Source organism: Pseudanabaena sp. FACHB-1998 (assembly GCF_014696355.1).
GTDB lineage: Bacteria > Cyanobacteriota > Cyanobacteriia > Pseudanabaenales > Pseudanabaenaceae > Pseudanabaena.
The window spans coordinates 262,138-279,058 of record NZ_JACJQA010000027.1 but is presented as its reverse complement, the minus strand read 5'-3'; the positions used below and the strand labels follow the sequence as shown (position 1 = coordinate 279,058).

14 protein-coding genes are annotated in these 16,921 nt (G+C 45.5%); 6 read left to right on the top strand and 8 right to left on the bottom strand.

Annotated features, from left to right (window positions below; genetic code table 11):
* Window positions 1–138: 138 nt before the first annotated feature.
* On the bottom strand, window positions 139–324 hold the full coding sequence (locus H6F42_RS11510) for a hypothetical protein (protein ID WP_190399489.1): 186 nt from the start codon (window positions 322–324) through the stop codon (window positions 139–141).
* Between the two features lie 280 nt (window positions 325–604).
* On the opposite strand from H6F42_RS11510, the gene rpsP reads away from it, so the two are divergent.
* The 3 genes from rpsP to H6F42_RS11495 all read left to right on the top strand — a co-directional run bounded on the left by rpsP (window position 605) and on the right by H6F42_RS11495 (window position 2,675).
* Entirely contained in the window at window positions 605–853 is a 249-nt protein-coding gene (gene rpsP, locus H6F42_RS11505) for a 30S ribosomal protein S16 (RefSeq protein ID WP_190399488.1), read from the top strand.
* An 80-nt stretch (window positions 854–933) separates the two neighbouring features.
* Complete coding sequence (locus H6F42_RS11500) at window positions 934–1,305, top strand: KH domain-containing protein (RefSeq protein WP_190399487.1); 372 nt, start codon at window positions 934–936, stop codon at window positions 1,303–1,305.
* Between the two features lie 110 nt (window positions 1,306–1,415).
* Window positions 1,416–2,675, top strand: coding sequence for a competence/damage-inducible protein A (locus H6F42_RS11495; protein WP_190399486.1), 1,260 nt, complete (start codon window positions 1,416–1,418; stop codon window positions 2,673–2,675).
* Window positions 2,676–2,969: 294 nt separating this feature from the next.
* Here H6F42_RS11495 and H6F42_RS11490 read toward each other — a convergent pair whose 3' ends face one another.
* Both H6F42_RS11490 and H6F42_RS11485 read right to left on the bottom strand, forming a co-directional pair.
* A complete protein-coding gene (locus H6F42_RS11490; RefSeq protein ID WP_190399485.1) occupies window positions 2,970–3,464 on the bottom strand; it encodes an HNH endonuclease in 495 nt (164 codons plus the stop codon).
* 104 nt (window positions 3,465–3,568) lie between these two features.
* Window positions 3,569–4,357 (bottom strand): metal ABC transporter permease, encoded by a 789-nt coding sequence (locus H6F42_RS11485; protein WP_190399484.1) that lies wholly within the window; start codon window positions 4,355–4,357, stop codon window positions 3,569–3,571.
* A gap of 454 nt (window positions 4,358–4,811) precedes the next feature.
* On the opposite strand from H6F42_RS11485, the gene H6F42_RS11480 reads away from it, so the two are divergent.
* Window positions 4,812–6,161 (top strand): amino acid ABC transporter substrate-binding protein, encoded by a 1,350-nt coding sequence (locus H6F42_RS11480; RefSeq protein WP_190399483.1) that lies wholly within the window; start codon window positions 4,812–4,814, stop codon window positions 6,159–6,161.
* Between the two features lie 127 nt (window positions 6,162–6,288).
* A complete protein-coding gene (locus H6F42_RS11475) occupies window positions 6,289–7,200 on the top strand; it encodes a prohibitin family protein (RefSeq protein ID WP_190399482.1) in 912 nt (303 codons plus the stop codon).
* Window positions 7,201–7,269: 69 nt separating this feature from the next.
* On the opposite strand, the gene H6F42_RS11470 is transcribed toward H6F42_RS11475, so the two are convergent.
* From H6F42_RS11470 to H6F42_RS11450, 5 genes are all read right to left on the bottom strand, one after another.
* Window positions 7,270–8,238 (bottom strand): aspartate carbamoyltransferase catalytic subunit, encoded by a 969-nt coding sequence (locus tag H6F42_RS11470; protein WP_190399481.1) that lies wholly within the window; start codon window positions 8,236–8,238, stop codon window positions 7,270–7,272.
* 276 nt (window positions 8,239–8,514) lie between these two features.
* The gene (locus H6F42_RS11465) at window positions 8,515–10,287 is read right to left on the bottom strand and encodes an ABC transporter ATP-binding protein (protein WP_190399480.1); all 1,773 of its coding nucleotides are present in this window, start codon (window positions 10,285–10,287) and stop codon (window positions 8,515–8,517) included.
* Window positions 10,288–10,381: 94 nt separating this feature from the next.
* Window positions 10,382–12,010 (bottom strand): NAD(P)/FAD-dependent oxidoreductase, encoded by a 1,629-nt coding sequence (locus tag H6F42_RS11460; protein ID WP_190399479.1) that lies wholly within the window; start codon window positions 12,008–12,010, stop codon window positions 10,382–10,384.
* 210 nt (window positions 12,011–12,220) lie between these two features.
* A complete protein-coding gene (gene topA / locus H6F42_RS11455; protein ID WP_190399478.1) occupies window positions 12,221–14,971 on the bottom strand; it encodes a type I DNA topoisomerase in 2,751 nt (916 codons plus the stop codon).
* Between the two features lie 192 nt (window positions 14,972–15,163).
* The gene (locus H6F42_RS11450; RefSeq protein ID WP_190399477.1) at window positions 15,164–15,622 is read right to left on the bottom strand and encodes a hypothetical protein; all 459 of its coding nucleotides are present in this window, start codon (window positions 15,620–15,622) and stop codon (window positions 15,164–15,166) included.
* 70 nt (window positions 15,623–15,692) lie between these two features.
* Between H6F42_RS11450 and H6F42_RS11445 the strand changes: the two genes are divergently transcribed.
* Entirely contained in the window at window positions 15,693–16,829 is a 1,137-nt protein-coding gene (locus H6F42_RS11445; protein WP_190399476.1) for a glycosyltransferase family 4 protein, read from the top strand.
* Window positions 16,830–16,921 lie beyond the last annotated feature (92 nt).

Genomic DNA, 16,921 nt, shown 5'->3' with positions numbered 1-16,921 from the left:
AATTTGGTAAAAAATTTTGGTCTTCGTTATCCACAGGCGTATCGTCAGAATCGGGTAATTCGTCACTGGTGGGCAGATGTTTGAGATCGATTTGTAGCATTAGCTAACCCCAAATGTGTCCTAGCTATCTGGTGGGTATTATAGGCGATCGCTTGTTGCCAACTGTGTAACCATATCTTCTCTAATTCCAGCTTCGATAAGTGTATTAACTAGGACACTGGTTTCTAAAGAAGTATAGGAGCCAAAATATTCAAAATTTCGACAGAGCTGATGCCATCGCGATCGCTCTTTGATTAGACAGTTAACAGAAGTACATTTACTCAAACACAGCTTGAGTATCCGAACGAATATTTCGATATCGCTTTGATAAAGTGCGTAAATTCTGCTTGTACTAAAGCGACAAATCAATTTGCCCTAAAGGAATATCATTCAGCATCGATTTCGCCCCACATTTTTTAAGTAATTATTTTAAGTAATTATACTTATTAGCGCTTTTGCCAAAAATCAAAAATCAAATACTTTTCAGACCGATTCTCATAATGCTATGCTAATAATTCTGCTAAAATATTGAACCGAATCACGCAGAAATTAGAGCCATAAACCCATGATGAAGTTGAGATTAAAGCGATTTGGCAAAAAGTTTGAAGCCAGCTATCGCATCGTTGCCGTAAATAGCACCAGCCGTCGCGATGGTCGTCCCCTCGCTGAACTCGGTTTCTATAACCCACGCACCAAAGAAACCCAATTAGATGTACCTGCGATCGTCGATCGCATCAAAAAAGGTGCTCAACCTACTGATACAGTACGTCGCATCCTCGAAAAAGCTAAGGTATTCGATCTCGTTAGTGCTTAATTTAGTAAAGTAAATCCAGCGTAATTCTCATAATTACCGCCACTAAAATTTGTGCCTAACCGCCGCAATGCCTGACTAAAATGCCTGACTACAACGCCCTAATTAGTTTTTTGCTGAAGCCATTACTGACTCATCCAGATGCCTTGCGGGTAGACTTTGAGTCAAATAGCAAAAGCGATCGCGTCTGGATCAGAGTTGCTTTCGATCCAGAAGATCGAGGGCGAATTTTTGGTAAAGGGGGACGGACGATTCAAGCAGTTCGGACAGTGGTTATGACTGCGGCTCAAGAAGCTGGTCATAGCGCTAGATTTGAAGTTTTTGATCCTACCCCGCATTTGAGTAATGATGATCACCATCATCACAGCTCTGAATATTCAGAGGATCAGCAATCACAGGTTGAGCGTCCTCGAATCAATGTTGAAAAGCCCAAGCGGCGAGAAGTTAATAACTAAAATAAAAGGGGTGCATAGCACCCCTTTTATTTTGTTTAAAACCAAAATACAGTTGCAATACTTTGCGCCGCAACTGTATTTTGGTTTTGGGTATTAGAGAGAATAAGTTTATGAAAGTTGGCACAGAAATTCTTTGCATTGGGACTGAGTTATTGCTGGGCGAGATTCTTAATAGCAATGCCCAATACTTAGCTCAGCAATTAGCCCTATTGGGAGTGCCGCATTTTTATCAAACCGTTGTCGGTGATAATCCCGATCGCATACACCAAGCGCTGGCGATCGCCGCTAGTCGCTCTAACTTAATTATTACTACGGGTGGACTGGGCCCCACCCCAGATGATCTCACCACTGAGGCGATCGCTAATTTCTTTGACGCACCCCTCGAAGAGCGTCCTGAAATCTGGGAACGGATTCAGCAGATGGCCGCGCAAACGGGGCGTACATTGACCGCCAACAACCGTAAGCAAGCATTACTACCTAAGGGGGCAGAGATTTTACATAATCCTATAGGCACGGCTCCGGGGATGATCTGGGAGCCACAGCCAAATTTATTGATTTTGACTTTTCCGGGTGTACCCAGTGAGCTTTATCCGATGTGGGAGCAAACTGCATCGCCTTTGCTACAGGCGCGAAATTACGGAAAAGGGACTTTTCATTCCAAAGTTTTATTGTATTGGGGCATAGCCGAGTCCACCCTTGCGACCAAAGTTAATCACCTATTTGATCTCCAAAATCCGACGGTCGCACCCTACGCCAACTATGGTCAGGCGCGTCTCAGGATCACCGCTAGAGCCAATAGTCAAGAGGAGGCGATCGCCTTAATTGCCCCCGTCGAAGCGGAGATCCGTGAGCTTACTGGCGAATTTTGCTACGGCACAGATGATGACACCCTCGCCTCGGTTGCAGGGCAACTTTTGCAAGAACGCGGACAAACCCTTGCGGTTGCCGAATCCTGCACGGGCGGATGGCTAGGTGAAACCCTCACCGAAATATCAGGTAGCTCTAGTTATTTCCTTGGTGGTGTGATTAGCTATAGCAATGAGGTCAAGATTGATTTACTAAATGTCGATCGCCCAGTCCTTGAACAACATGGCGCAGTTAGTGCGATCGTTGCCGAACAGATGGCTAGGGGGATCAAGACAAAACTTAAATCAGACTGGGCTATTAGCATTACAGGGATCGCGGGGCCCGCAGGTGGCACTGAAACAAAACCCGTCGGCTTAGTGTATGTGGGGATCGCCGATCCTGAAGGCAAAGTTGAGGCGATCGAGTTGCGTTTTAGTCCGTCTAGAGGAAGAAATTGGATTAGAAAGGCAACTGTAAGCTCAGCTTTAGATTTGTTTAGAAAAAGATTTGTTATGATTGGGTAAATAAACCTAGATGATGATAGGGAGCCAAGCATAGTGAAAGCGATCAAGAAAGCTCTGAAAGAGATCGGCGAAATTCTAAATCGCGTTTTGGAATCCCTTTTGGGACAAAGTCAGCCACAACCTGAGTTAATTCCTATACCAGTAAGAAATAACTCTCGTCGCAACCATCGCTATTAAGTTTATAAGACTCGCAATGCGAGTCTTATATTTTGAAGAGGGAATAGGCAATTACAAAACTCGGGCTACCCAGTTGCGTTAACTAAAAAGAATTGGCTCACTAAGAGCCAATTCTTTTTAGTTAATAATGTATTTTTGCCATTCATCGTGGTTGCCCGATCGCAGATATTTGGTTACTTCAAAATGCAAACCACTATGGGGGCGACGGGGTTGTTTGCGGAGAGGCATTCCTGCTTCTTTGGGAGTACGGTTGCCTTTTTTGACGTTGCATCGCACACAGGCGGTAATAATATTGTCCCAACTATCACCACCACCACGCGATCGCGGCAACACATGATCGAGGGTTAGGTCATCTCCCGTATGCCCACAGTACTGACAGGAATGGACATCTCGGTGCAGAATATTTCGGCGGGTGAGGGGAATCTCTTTGTAGGGAATACTTATATATTGCAGCATTCGGATGACGCTGGGTAATGGCATTCCCGGATAGATCATTTTGCCATTATGTTCGATTTGTTCGGCTTTACCTTTTAAGACCAACACAATAGCTCGCTGCCAATTTGTAATGTTCAGCGGCTCATACGATGCGTTTAGTACAAGGACTTTTGCCATTAATATCCAACGAACCTCAAACAGATGCTAGCACAGCTATCTAAAAATCATCCATAAAAAACCAAAAGAGTTGACATAAGTTACTAACTTTTTGGGTGAGCTTCTTATTTGCGAGTTAATAAGCCTTGACTAGGACTAAAGACAAGGGTTAGGAGAAATAAAAGGAGAACTGAAACCACGATCGCGGGCCCTGAGGGCAAATTTAAGTAGTAACTAGCATATAGCCCGATCGCACTGGCGAAAACGCCCAATCCTGCCCCTACGAAGATCATGTGATGTAGTTCCTTGACTAATAAATAGGCAGTAATTGCGGGTCCCACTAACAGAGATACCACTAAGACTACGCCCATCGTTTGCATACTGGCGATGATGGTCAGTGTCACACCTGCCATTAATCCTAAGTAAATTAAATTCACAGGTAGTCCTAACGCTTGTGCGCCTGTGCGATCAAAGGTGTAAAACAGGAGGTGTTTATAAAACATGGCGATCGCCGTTAAGACAATTCCTGTAATTACCGCCGCACGAATTGTATCGGTTGCCGAAACGCTGAGAATATCGCCAAATAAGAATCCATGCAGATCAATCTTGATTTTGAGTAGAGAAATTAATAAAATCCCGATCGCGAAGAAACTCGAAGAAGTAAGCGCCATCGCGGCATCCACTTTAACGCGAGTCTGCGATCGCAACCATGCGATTAAAAAGGCACTACCCAGCCCTGAAATAAAGGCTCCAATCCCAACATCAATTTTATAAAAAAAAGCGATCGCCATCCCTGGCATCACCGTATGGGTCATCACATCCCCTAGCAAAGCCATACGCTGCACGATCAAAAAGCAACCGATCGCGGGACAAACGATTCCTGCTAAACCACCTGCAATCAAGGCATTTCGCATAAATTCCAACGCGAGGGGTTCAGTAAGCCATTGCCAAAGGGGAATTTGGGCTAGCGGGGCTAAGAGTGGCGGTAGTACTTGGGTAGATATCAAAGCTAGTTATTAACTTAGTTATTAATTAAAGGTGTGGCATTATCAAAAAATGACTTCTACTATCGAAGATATCGCACTTTCCAATTTAACAAACCGATAAAACCTTTAAAAGTCTTGCAAAGCAAAGCTTTTAAAGGTTTTATCGGTTTGGATTTGAACGCAAAGCGCTGTAATACCCAATAAAGAAAGGGCTACGCCCCTTCTTTATTTAAAAAACCTTACTGGGTTTGATTTTTAAATCACAATTTTTAAATCACAAAAGTGTTGGCATACTTTCGTGATTTGGTATAACTTGATGGAATCAAGGTAAGCTGCAAACAACCTACTTATAATATCGATCGCGCTAGAAATTATTAAATACATGAGCTTAACGCCCAAGCATTTATTCTATTCATTCAAATCTGACCCAGAAATTTATCCTCGCAAGCTAGGCAAAAGGACACCCATGAGGCAATGGTGCTTTTTTCTTAGCCTGACTGTTGCGTTGTTATCGGGATGTCAGGACAAACCAGCACCCGCTCCTACGGTCACCGCACCCCCTACTCCTACCTCTGCGATCGCCCCAACCAAAGAACCTGAAAGTATTTTAGAGAGGGTGAAAGCTCGCGGAAAATTGATTTGCGGGGTTAATGGCAAGTTACTAGGATTTAGCTATGTAGACGAAAAAGGCACATGGAGTGGGCTGGATGTGGACTATTGCCGAGCGATCGCTGCCGCAGTCTTGGGGGATGCCAAGGCGATCGAGTTTAAGCCTTTGCTTGCCAAGGATCGCTTTACGGCTCTACAAACGGGGGAAGTTGATATTTTGCTACGCAATACTACCCGCACCTTGAGCCGTGATGTTACGCCGAATATCTCCTTTGCGCCTACTACTTTTTTTGATGGACAGGGAATCATGTTAAGGATTGGAGCTAAACCCACGGCTTCTCCTTCCCCCAATAGTTCTCCTAATAATTCACCCCCTAGTTCCCCCAGTTCTTCACCATCAGCTAGTCCTTCGCCATCGGCTTCTCCTCCTAACCCTACCAGCTCTAACGATCCATCCAAGTCCGACAGCAAAGACAAAGATGCGAAATCTGATAAGCAAGCCTCTAAATCCAATGACGAATTGGCGATCGCCCTAAAGGACTTAGCTAACAAAAAGATTTGTGTGGAAACAGGAATTAATGCCTCTAATTTGGAGGCAGCTTTTAAGGAAGCAAATGTAGAAATTGAGCCAATCATTCTGCTCGATCTTGATGGCGTTTTGAATGCCTATGCCAAGGGAGAATGTGAGGGCGTATCTTCGGAAAAATCACAGCTAGCCGCATGGCGCAGTAAACTCCCCCGTCCTGCTGATCACAAAATTTTAGATGTGAGTTTTTCTAAAGAACCCCTTAGCCCAGCGATCATTGGCAATGACGATCGCTGGCGGGATGTGATTTCTTGGGTGATTTATGCCACTTTTTATGCTGAAGAATTGGGAATTGGTACAGACAATTATGCAGTCTTTAAAGATACGAAAAATCCTGAAGTATCAAGATTTTTAGGTACATCAGATTCCTTGGGAATTGAGTTGGGGCTTGCGCCCGACTGGACTACGCAGATCCTCAAGCAAGTCGGTAATTACGGCGATATTTATAGTCGCAATCTAGCTCCCCTCGATATTCCTCGTGGCTTAAATCGTCCGTGGAAACAAGGTGGCTTGCTCTATGCAATGCCCTTTAGATAAAAATCAAGGTGTCGCAAAGCGACACCTTGATTTTGGTAGCTTATTGTAATTTCGGTTTAAACACAGCTTAACTTTTATGCAGTAAACTTTAGTAATAATTAAGGTTTAATTACAGGAAATACATAGAATGTCGTTTATCGTTTCGACGATCGCTTCATTAGTCTCGATATTGGTATTTTTTAACAGTAACCGCCTTGTTGATAATCGTATCGCTCAAATAACCATCAAAGCGATCGCAGGACTAATTGCCTTAGTTGCGTCCCTTAATGCAATTAGTCGCTTATTAGTAGTAATTCCTGCGGGGAGTGTGGGCGTAGAAGATTTTCAGGGTAAAGTCAGCGAGCGAACTTTACCTGCGGGAATTCATGGTATTAATCCATTTGCGGATGTAATCCAGTTCTCAACTCGACTACGTGATGTTAAAGAAGAAATTGCGGCTACATCTAAAGAAGGCTTAGCACTAGGCATAGATATTAGCGTTCAGTATCGCCTCGATCCTGCTAAGGCAGCGAGTGTCTATACCAATATCGGGCTAGAAGAAAGAGAAATCGTCATCTCTAGATTTCGCTCAATCTCACGGGAAATTGTGGCGGGCTATCCTGCGGAAGCTGTGTATGCCACCAAGCGCGAAGAGATTAGCCTCAAGCTTGCCGACAAGCTTCGATCGCAACTTGCGCCCCTTGGCTTTATTGTCGATGAAGCTCTGTTGCGGAATGTGAAAGTACCTGAGACTTTGCAGGCGGCAATTCAGCAAAGATTAAAGTCTGAGCAAGAAAATCTCCAAATGAAATTTGTGCTTGAGAAAGAAACTCAAGAAGCGGAGCGCAAGCGGATTGAGGCAAAAGGTGCGGCTGATGCCCAGAAGATATTAGCGGAGGGTTTAACTCCTGCGGTTTTACAATTACGGGCGATCGAGGCAACCGAGAAGTTATCTCTATCGCCTAATTCCAAAATCGTAATTTTGGGCAGTGGTCAAAATACCCCCTTGATTCTGCCGCTAGATCGCGATGCGGCTAAAGCAGTCGCGCCAGCTAACTAAAAACAAATCAAGAAATTTTTTAAATGAGTTGCTTTGCAACTCATTTAAAAAATTTCTTTGGTTTCAGACTTAAATTGCTGTTCCTAATAAATAAAGCAAACTCATCCTAATGGCAACCCCATTAGTTACCTGTTTGTCAATCAAGCTTAGCCGTGGATCATCCATTAAATCAGAGCTAATTTCGACACCACGATTAACGGGGCCGGGATGCAAAACTTGGACATTGGGCGCGCATTTAGCAAGGCGATCGCGCGTAATTCCATACTTGGCATGATATTCGCGCAAACTAGGGATTAAAAATTGTCCCATCCTTTCCATTTGCAAACGCAAGGTCATCACAAAATCGGCATCCTCAAGGGCGGGTTCGAGGGAATAATGGATTTTTGCACCATATTCAGCAAATTCTGGTGGTAGCAATGTGGGGGGAGCCGCAAGATGAACTTCTGCACCATTGGTTAATAAACTCCAAAGATTCGATCGCGCTACACGGGAATGCAAAATATCACCCACGATCGCAATTTTTTTGCCCTTCAGATCCTTCGCCGCAGGGGCTTTAGGATTGAGATGCATACAAAGCGTTAACAGGTCTAGCAGGGCTTGGGAGGGATGCTCATGCTTGCCATCGCCAGCATTGAGAATCGCGACTTTACCACTGAGGGCATCCATATCTTTGGCGATCGCCAGAGGCACACCTGCCGATTGATGGCGAATCACCATAATGTCTGTTCCCATTGCCAAAAAGGTTCTCGCCGTATCGAGAATGGTTTCGCCTTTGGAAAGAGAAGAAGTGCCGGGAGCAAAATTGAGCGTATCCGCCGATAAACGCTTGGCGGCAAGCTCAAAACTATTGCGAGTACGGGTCGAAGATTCAAAAAACAAATTAGCGACAACTTTGCTCTGCAAGGTTGGGACTTTTTTGTTGCGGCGAGATAGAACTTCTAAAAAGCTAACGGCAGTCTGGACGACCGTTTCATAATCGTTTGGCGTAAAGTCCGCAAGCGAGATGACATGCTTGCGCTGCCAAGTAATTTCAGTCATGGGGCTTTGGTGCTAGGAGATAAAAAATACACCAATCGGTGCAGGTGCAACCATATCGCTTGGCAGGAAAGCACGGGAGCTAACTAGAACAAGTGTGAATAAAAAGATTGCAAAAATGATAATTGGGGCGATGTACTGACGAAAGAAAGGCACGGCGTTAGGCGTGTAGATGACATTTTCATTATACAGCGCTTTGCGATGAGAATTAGAAACCTTGCTAAGCAAGCCCCCCAGAGATCTTCAAAAAGTGTTGCCTCGCAACACTTTTTGAAAATCCTAAGTCTCGTGAGTTTGACCTGTTTGCAGATTCCAGAGTCCTGTATAAATTCCGTTTAGGGCTACTAATTGATCATGGTTACCTGTCTCTACGACTTTGCCACTTTCCATGACATAAATGCGATCAGCATTGCGAATGGTGGAAAGTCGATGGGCGATCGCGATCGTGGTGCGATTTTTCGTAATGCGCTCGAGGGATTTTTGAATCGCGGCTTCTGTCTCATTATCCACTGCGGAAGTTGCCTCATCAAGAATCAAAATTGGCGGATTCCGCAACACCGCACGGGCGATCGCAATCCTTTGTCTTTGACCACCAGACAACTTTTGACCCCGCTCACCCACAATCGTATCGTAGCCATCAGGAAGAGATTGAATGAATTCATGGGCTTCGGCGATTTGGGCGGCTTCCACGATTTGCTCGGCAGTAGCATCAAAGGAGCCGTAGGCAATATTTTCTAATACGGAGCCATGAAATAGGAAAACATCCTGACTTACCCAACCAATTACCGAACGTAGCGATCGCAATTCTAAATCCCGAATCTCAATGCCATCTAGAAAAATATTTCCTGACTGAATTTCATACAATCGCAATAGAAGCTTAACTAAAGTGCTTTTTCCTGAACCCGTCGCGCCTACGATCGCCGTAGTCTTATTAGCAGCAATTTCTAAGGAAAGATTTTCGACAATCGGAAATTTAAGGTTATAACCAAAGGTTACGGCTTTTAGTTGGATTTCTCCCTGTGCCGATGCTGGCAGAACTTTGGAACCTGAATGAATAGCGATCGGGGTATCCAATAAATCGAGAATGCGATTAGTGGAAGCCATCGCCCTTTGGTATTGATCGAGGGTTTCTCCCAAGCGGGTCAGGGGCCAGAGCAAGCGCTGAATTAAATAGACCATGACGGAATAGTTGCCAACGGATAGCCTTTGGGCTTGCACTTCCAATCCTCCGTAATACAAAATCGCAATAAAACCGATAAAAATCAAAATCCGAATTAACGGAACGAAGGCAGCACTATAGGCGATCGCATGGCGATTACTTTGGCGATAGCGATTACTTTCTTTTTCAATGCGCTTTCTCTCATAATCTTCCGTCACAAAAGCCTTAATGGTGGTAATTCCGCCGATATTATTGGAGAGTTGACCATTGAGTAAACCCACTTTCTCGCGTACTTCCGCATAGCGAGGCGCGAGAAATTTTTGAAACCAAACAGAACCCCACAAAATAAAGGGCATCGGCGATAGGGCTAACCAAGCCACATTTGGCGTAATTGCAAAGAAAGCTCCACCGATTAATAGAACCGTTGCCGTTACCTGAATTACTTCATTGGCTCCCCCATCCAAAAAGCGTTCCAATTGATTAACATCATCACTCAAAATCGACATCAATCCGCCCGAACTGCGCTCTTCAAAAAAAGCAAGTTCTAATTCTTGCAAATGTTGATAGGTGTCAAGGCGCAAGTCATGCTGTACAGTCTGGGCGAGGTTGCGCCATTGCAGCGCATAGGCATATTCAAAAATGGATTCCAATCCCCAAATCACGCCACTGATCGCTGATAAAACAAATAACTGCGCTGGTAATCCCTGCACTCCCAAGGGATTAGCCCAAAAGTTCTCTTTTTGGAGTACAAGGTCGATCGCTGCACCGATCAGTACTGGCGGCGCAAGGTCAAAGAATTTATTGAGAATTGAGCAGGTAGTAGCCGTCCAAATCTGAGAGCGATAATTACGGGCATATCGAGTTAGGCGGATAAAGGGATGGACATTAGACATTAGTGACAATATTTTTTTTGTAAATTTTTAAGCTTCACGCGGCTATGCATCAGTTTATCTCAATCACCCTAATTTAGGGCTTACCCAATTTGGGCTAGCTAAGTAAACTCAAAGCAACTGCCTCTGCTACCTTAACTCCATCAATTCCTGCCGATAAAATGCCGCCAGCATAGCCCGCCCCCTCTCCCGCAGGGAATAAACCTTCGATGTTGAGACTTTGGTATTTATCATTGCGCTTAATTCTAATCGGCGAAGAAGTGCGCGTTTCCACGCCCGTTAGCATCGCCTCATCCATCGCAAAACCTTTGATCTGTCTATTAAAAGCAGGAATTGCTTCGCGAATAGCGGCGATCGCATAGTCAGGCAAACTAGAGCTAAGATCGCCCAAATGCACCCCCGGAGTATAAGAAGGATGGACTTTTCCTAAGTTTTGGGAAGGTCGATTCGCCAGAAAATCACCAACTAATTGGGCGGGAGCTTCGTAAGTACCTCCCCCCAATTCAAAGGCGCGAGATTCTAAACGACGCTGCAAATCAAGCCCTGCAAGGGGATGTTCTGGATAATCAATTTCAGGAGTAATCCCCACAACAATGCCGCTATTCGCATTCCTTTCATTGCGCGAATATTGACTCATGCCATTAGTTACCACCCTTCTTTCTTCAGAAGTCGCCGCCACCACTAATCCCCCCGGACACATACAGAAGCTATAAACGGAACGTCCATTTTGGCAATGGTGAACTAGCTTATAATCGGCGGCTCCCAATAACTTATGCCCTGCATAATCACCAAATCTAGCGCGATCGATTAATGTTTGAGGATGTTCAATCCTAAAGCCAATGGAAAAGGGCTTTGCTTCGATATAGACACCGCGATCGTAGAGCATTTGGAAGGTGTCACGGGCGCTATGTCCAACGGCGAGGACGATGTGATTGCTGGCAATATATTCGCCATTAGCAAGGGTTAATCCCCTGACTTTGCCTTCATGAATATCAATATCTTCTACGCGACTTTGAAAGCGAATTTCGCCACCAAGGGCTTCAATTCTTGCTCGAAAGTTCTGGACAATGCCCACTAGCTTAAATGTGCCAATATGCGGTTTATTAATATAAAAAATTTCAGGCGAGGCTCCCGCATTCACAAACTCCGTAAGCACTTTCCGCCCATAGTGTTGGGGATCTTTGACTTGGCTATACAGCTTTCCATCGGAAAAAGTACCAGCCCCACCTTCGCCAAATTGAGCGTTAGATTCTGGATTAAAGGCGGCTCTTTTTTTCCAGAAGTTGAAAGTGTCTACAGTGCGATCGCGCACTGGTTTACCGCGTTCCAAAATTAAGGGACGAAAGCCCATCTGCGCTAACATTAGCCCTGCAAACATCCCTGCGGGCCCCATGCCAATCACGATAGGACGCTGGGCGGAATTGTTGGCAAGGCGATCGCTAAAATCCTCGGGTGCTTTGGCAACATAGCGATAGCTCATGTCGGGTGTGAGCATGACATGGGGATCTTTGCTAAAGCGATCGCGTAGTTTCTGTTCTTGAGTAGTTTCGACATCGAGAATATAAACAAAGGCAATCTCTCCTTTTCTACGGGCATCGTGACTACGCTTAAAAATGGAATAGCTAATCAGTTCTGCGGGTTCAATTTGGAGTTTCTTGAGAATTGCCAATTTGAGAGCATCATCAGGATGATCAAGTGGAAGTTTAATTTCAGTTAGCCGTAACATACTCAGAACAACTCATTTTTATTTATTCGTCTTAGGTTTAAGCTTTGCCCATAATTACAGCGCTTTGCGCTTAAACCCAAACCAAGAGATTTTTTGAAAGTGTTGCTTCGCAACACTTTCAAAAAATCTCTTGTGGTTCGTTGAATCGGGAATTGCTGTAAGAGTTGTGCGGCAAGCCGCACAACTCTTAATTATTAGCTGAAATTGAGACTACTTTTGAGATGCTACGGTTTTGGAAGTGGTGGTCTTCTTCGTCGTGGCTTTAGCGGTTGTCGATTTCGCCGCCGTTTTAGTAGTCGTAGACTTGGTAGCAGCTTTAGTAGCAGTTTTTTTAGTCGTTGCCTTGGTCGTTGTCTTGGTGGTCTTGCTGTCGCTAGTCGATGATTTACCTCGCTTCGCGCCTGTCTTACTAGTCTTTGACTTAGCCGCTAGCATGGCGATCGCCTCGGCTACGGTCAAAGTATCAACGGATTGTTCCTTAGTGAGGGATACGTTTATTTTGCCATGCTTGACATAGGCTCCGTACTTGCCATCGAGGATTTCGATCGCCTCGTCATCGTCGGGATGCTTACCGAGAGATTTCAAAACTTTAGCGGCGGCGGCTCCGCGTAGGGTCTTGGGCTGAGCAAGGAGGTCTAAGGCTCGCTCAAAGGTAATCGTATAGGGATCATCCGTGGATTTTAGCGATCGGTTATCGTCCTTATCACCATTGCCCTTGGTATGGCAGACATAGGGACCAAAACGCCCCGTATTCACAAAGACGCGATTGCCAGTGTCGGGATGTGCGCCCAAGGTACGGGGCAGAGCCAAGAGCTTCACCGCCACATCGAGGGTGACTTGCTCAGGCTGCATTCCCTTGGGCAAAGAGGCGCGTTTGGGTTTGGGGACTGCCTCCGTTGCCTGACCTAACTGCACGTAGGGACCGTACTGCCCCATCATCATGAAGATTGGCTCCTTCGAGTCAGGATGAATTCCCACCTGATCGGGTCCCTCTAGCTTTTGTTTGAGCAGTTGTTCGATTTTTTCGGGGACGAGATCGGCGGGCGTAAGGTTTTGGGGTATCGAGGAATTAACCGTGCGATCGCCTTCACCGACTTGGATATAAGCGCCAAACTTGCCAATCTTTACCTTGACATCGTCATCTAGCCCTTCTAGATGGACGGTTCGGGCTGCTTCGCCATCAATGAGGCTATCGCGAGACTTGACCTGTCCACTCAGTCCCTTTTCGCCTGAATAGAAACTCTTGAGATAGGGTAACCATTGGACACTGCCCGTGGAAATGTCGTCAAGGGTTTGCTCCATTTTGGAAGTGAAGCTGGGATCAACCAAATTTGGAAAATGATCCTCTAATAAAGTGGTAACGGCAAAAGCGATAAAGCTGGGGATCAAGGCATTATTCACTAGTTCCACATAGCCGCGATCGCAAATAGTGCCGATGATACTGGCGTAGGTACTGGGGCGACCAATGCCTTCACTTTCCAACATTTTGACCAGAGCCGCCTCCGTATATCGCGCAGGGGGTTGGGTCTCATGTCCCACCGTATTTAACTCGCGGCAGACGGGATGATCCCCCAGCTTTAGGGGAGGTAAAGTAATTTCCTTTTCCTCTAGGGCTGCATCGGGATCATCGGAGCCTTCCACATAGGCGCGGAAAAACCCTGCAAAGTCAATACGCTTACCCGAAGCTCGGAATAGAGCCTCTTCGACCGTTAGCTGCACGCTGAGCATCGTTAATTGCGCGTCCGCCATTTGTGATGCAACGGTGCGCTTCCAAATCAGGTCATAAAGCGCTAATTCGCGACCCGACAAGCCAGTTTCCTGTGGCGTGCGGAAAGTTTCCCCCGCAGGACGGATCGCTTCGTGGGCTTCCTGTGCACCCTTGGACTTGGTGACGTACTGGCGCGGCTCTTTGCTGAGGAAGTTGCTGCCATACATCGTGGTGACACATTGACGCGCCGCCGAGATCGCCTGTTGGGACAGATGCACGGAATCAGTACGCATATAGGTAATATAGCCCTGCTCATAGAGAGCCTGAGCCACTCGCATCGAGTCCCTAGCCGACAGGCGCAATTTACGGTTAGCCTCCTGTTGCATCGTGGAGGTGGTAAAGGGTGGGGAGGGCTTGCGGGTGGTGGGGCGCTCATCAAGGTTGCTGACTGACCAAACTTTGCCATTTAACTTTTGTTGCAAAGCGATCGCCGCCGCCTCATCAAGCAGCAAAACCTTGCGACCTTTAGCAATTTTACCTGTCGCCTCATCAAAGTCCTTGCCCGTCGCCACATTCACGCCGCCGACGGAGACTAGCTGCACAGGAAATTCCTGCTTTGGTGCATAGAGATTGGCTTTCAAATCCCAATAGCTACCTGATTTAAAGGCGCGGCGCTCCCGTTCGCGATTGACGATTAGACGCACGGCTACAGATTGCACCCGTCCCGCCGATAGACCCCAAGCAATTTTTTTCCACAGCAAAGGCGAAAGGGTATAACCGACAAGGCGATCAAGGATGCGGCGCGTTTCTTGGGCATGGACTAGGCGATCGTCAATCTGGCGACAGTTTTTCAGCGCTCCTTTAATTGCCTCTGAGGTAATTTCATGGAAGACCATCCGCTTGATGGGGACTTTTGGCTGCAATATTTGCAATAGATGCCAAGAAATACTTTCACCTTCGCGGTCTTCGTCAGTTGCCAGAATTAATTCTTTTACACCTTTGAGAGCTGCCTTGAGTTCACGGACAATCTTTTTTTTATCGTCTGGCACGATATAAAGTGGCTCAAAGTCTGCATCCACATTTACGCCCAGCTTGGCCCATTCTTGCGACTTTAGCTCCGCAGGAATGTCACTAGCTGATTGTGGCAAATCGCGCACATGCCCCATCGACGCCTCTACACGATAATCGGAAGGCAAAAAATTCCGAATAGTGCGGGCTTTTGTGGGCGATTCGACAATGACAAGAGTAGACATATTAGCCTGCAAGGTTCGCGATAATCAAAAAAGACTGGAAGGCAAATTAGCAAAACTCAAGCTTTACTAAATACCTTCTTAACCTATATACAATGTTTATGCAGAAATTAGCTATTTTTAGTTAGACGGTAATTACATTAATCTAATTATGTAAATTTATAGTTGCCATTTCGACTAACTAATGCATCGTCCCTAAAGACTGCCTCGATATTTGGACAAATTTGCCAAATTTTCTAGACTTTTATTCCCAGAATATAACTTACCATCAATTTCCCATGTGGGGTAAGCACGTACTTTTTTGCTACGGCATAGCTCAGTTTGAGGGTTAACGCCTCTAGGATCACATTCGACGACCTGTAGCTGACGCACCGCCTCTTTGCCAAAGCGTTGTTTTTGGTTGTGGCAATGGGGACACCAATAAGCCGTATATAATTTTGCGCCTTTTTTTGTTAAATATTTGGCGAGTTCGATCGCTTTAGAATCAGATGTGGTCGTTACGGTTGGTGCTGCGTCCTGAGCGATCGCTGCTTCCGTAAAATCAGGAAAGTTAGGTGAAAAATTAGCCGACAATTTCAATGGTGCTAAGCCAGTCAGGCTAGCGCACATTAGCCCAAAGGAGGCGAGAGTCGCAGAGGTGAGGTGAAACTTCATGGAGTAAGCGGATTCAACGTTGCTATTGTAACCATAATTATTCTGTGAATTATTGGGACTTAACGAAAAGATGAAATCTGTACGGATAGCGATCGTCCATGAATGGTTTGTGAACTATGCAGGTTCGGAGCGCGTGATTGAGCAAATCTTAAATTTATTTCCCCATGCTGATTTGTTTGCGGTGGTAGATTTTTTAGGCGATCGCCAACGAGGATTTATCCAAAATAAATCAGTTACGACGACATTTATCCAAAAATTACCCTTTGCCAAAAAGAAATTTCGACAATATTTACCCCTGATGCCCCTAGCGATCGAGCAGCTAGATTTATCCGCCTATGACCTGATTATTTCGAGTTCCCATGCGGTGGCTAAGGGCGTACTCACCGCACCCCATCAATTACATATTTCCTATGTGCATTCTCCGATTCGCTATGCATGGGACTTGCAGCACCAATACCTCAAGGAATCAAATTTAGAACATGGTATTAAAAGCTGGATTGCTCGCTGGATTTTGCATCAAATCAGGATGTGGGATATCCGCACCGCCAATGGAGTAGATTTATTTATTGCTAATTCGCAATTCATTGCAAGGCGTATCCAGAAGGTATATCGGCGAGAGGCGAAAGTAATTTATCCACCAGTGGATTTACAAAATTATGCCCTCTGTGAACATAAACAAGATTTCTATCTCACGGCTTCGCGCTTAGTTCCCTATAAACGCATTGATCTAATTGTGGAAGCATTTTCGCAAATGGGCGATCGCCAATTAATTGTGATTGGCGATGGGGAACAAATGCCAAAAATCCAAGCTAAGGCGGGTCGAAATATCAAGTTTTTGGGATATCGCGAACCAGAGGAATTGCGGGGATATATGCAGAATGCGAAGGCGTTTGTTTTTGCTGCGGAGGAAGATTTTGGGATTACGCCAGTAGAAGCCCAAGCTTGCGGCACGCCTGTAATTGCCTATGGTCGTGGTGGCGTATGTGAGTCGGTAATTGGCTTAGACAAAGAGTTCCCGACTGGTGTATTTTTTCCTCAGCAAACTGCGATGAGCATTGTAGAAGCCGTCAAAGAGTTTGAGAAAAATTGCGATCGCATTTTGCCGATCCACTGTCGTAAGAATGCTATGCGCTTCTCAACGGAACGCTTTCAGCAGGAGTTTCTAGATTTTGTTAAGCAATCTTTTGAGCAAGCTAAAACCCTGTGATCTAGCCTCGCCAAATATTATTTCAATAGGCGATCACCCACAAGATGCGAGCAGATCCTTTAAACTGGAATAGCTCTAAGATTTTCTGTCTA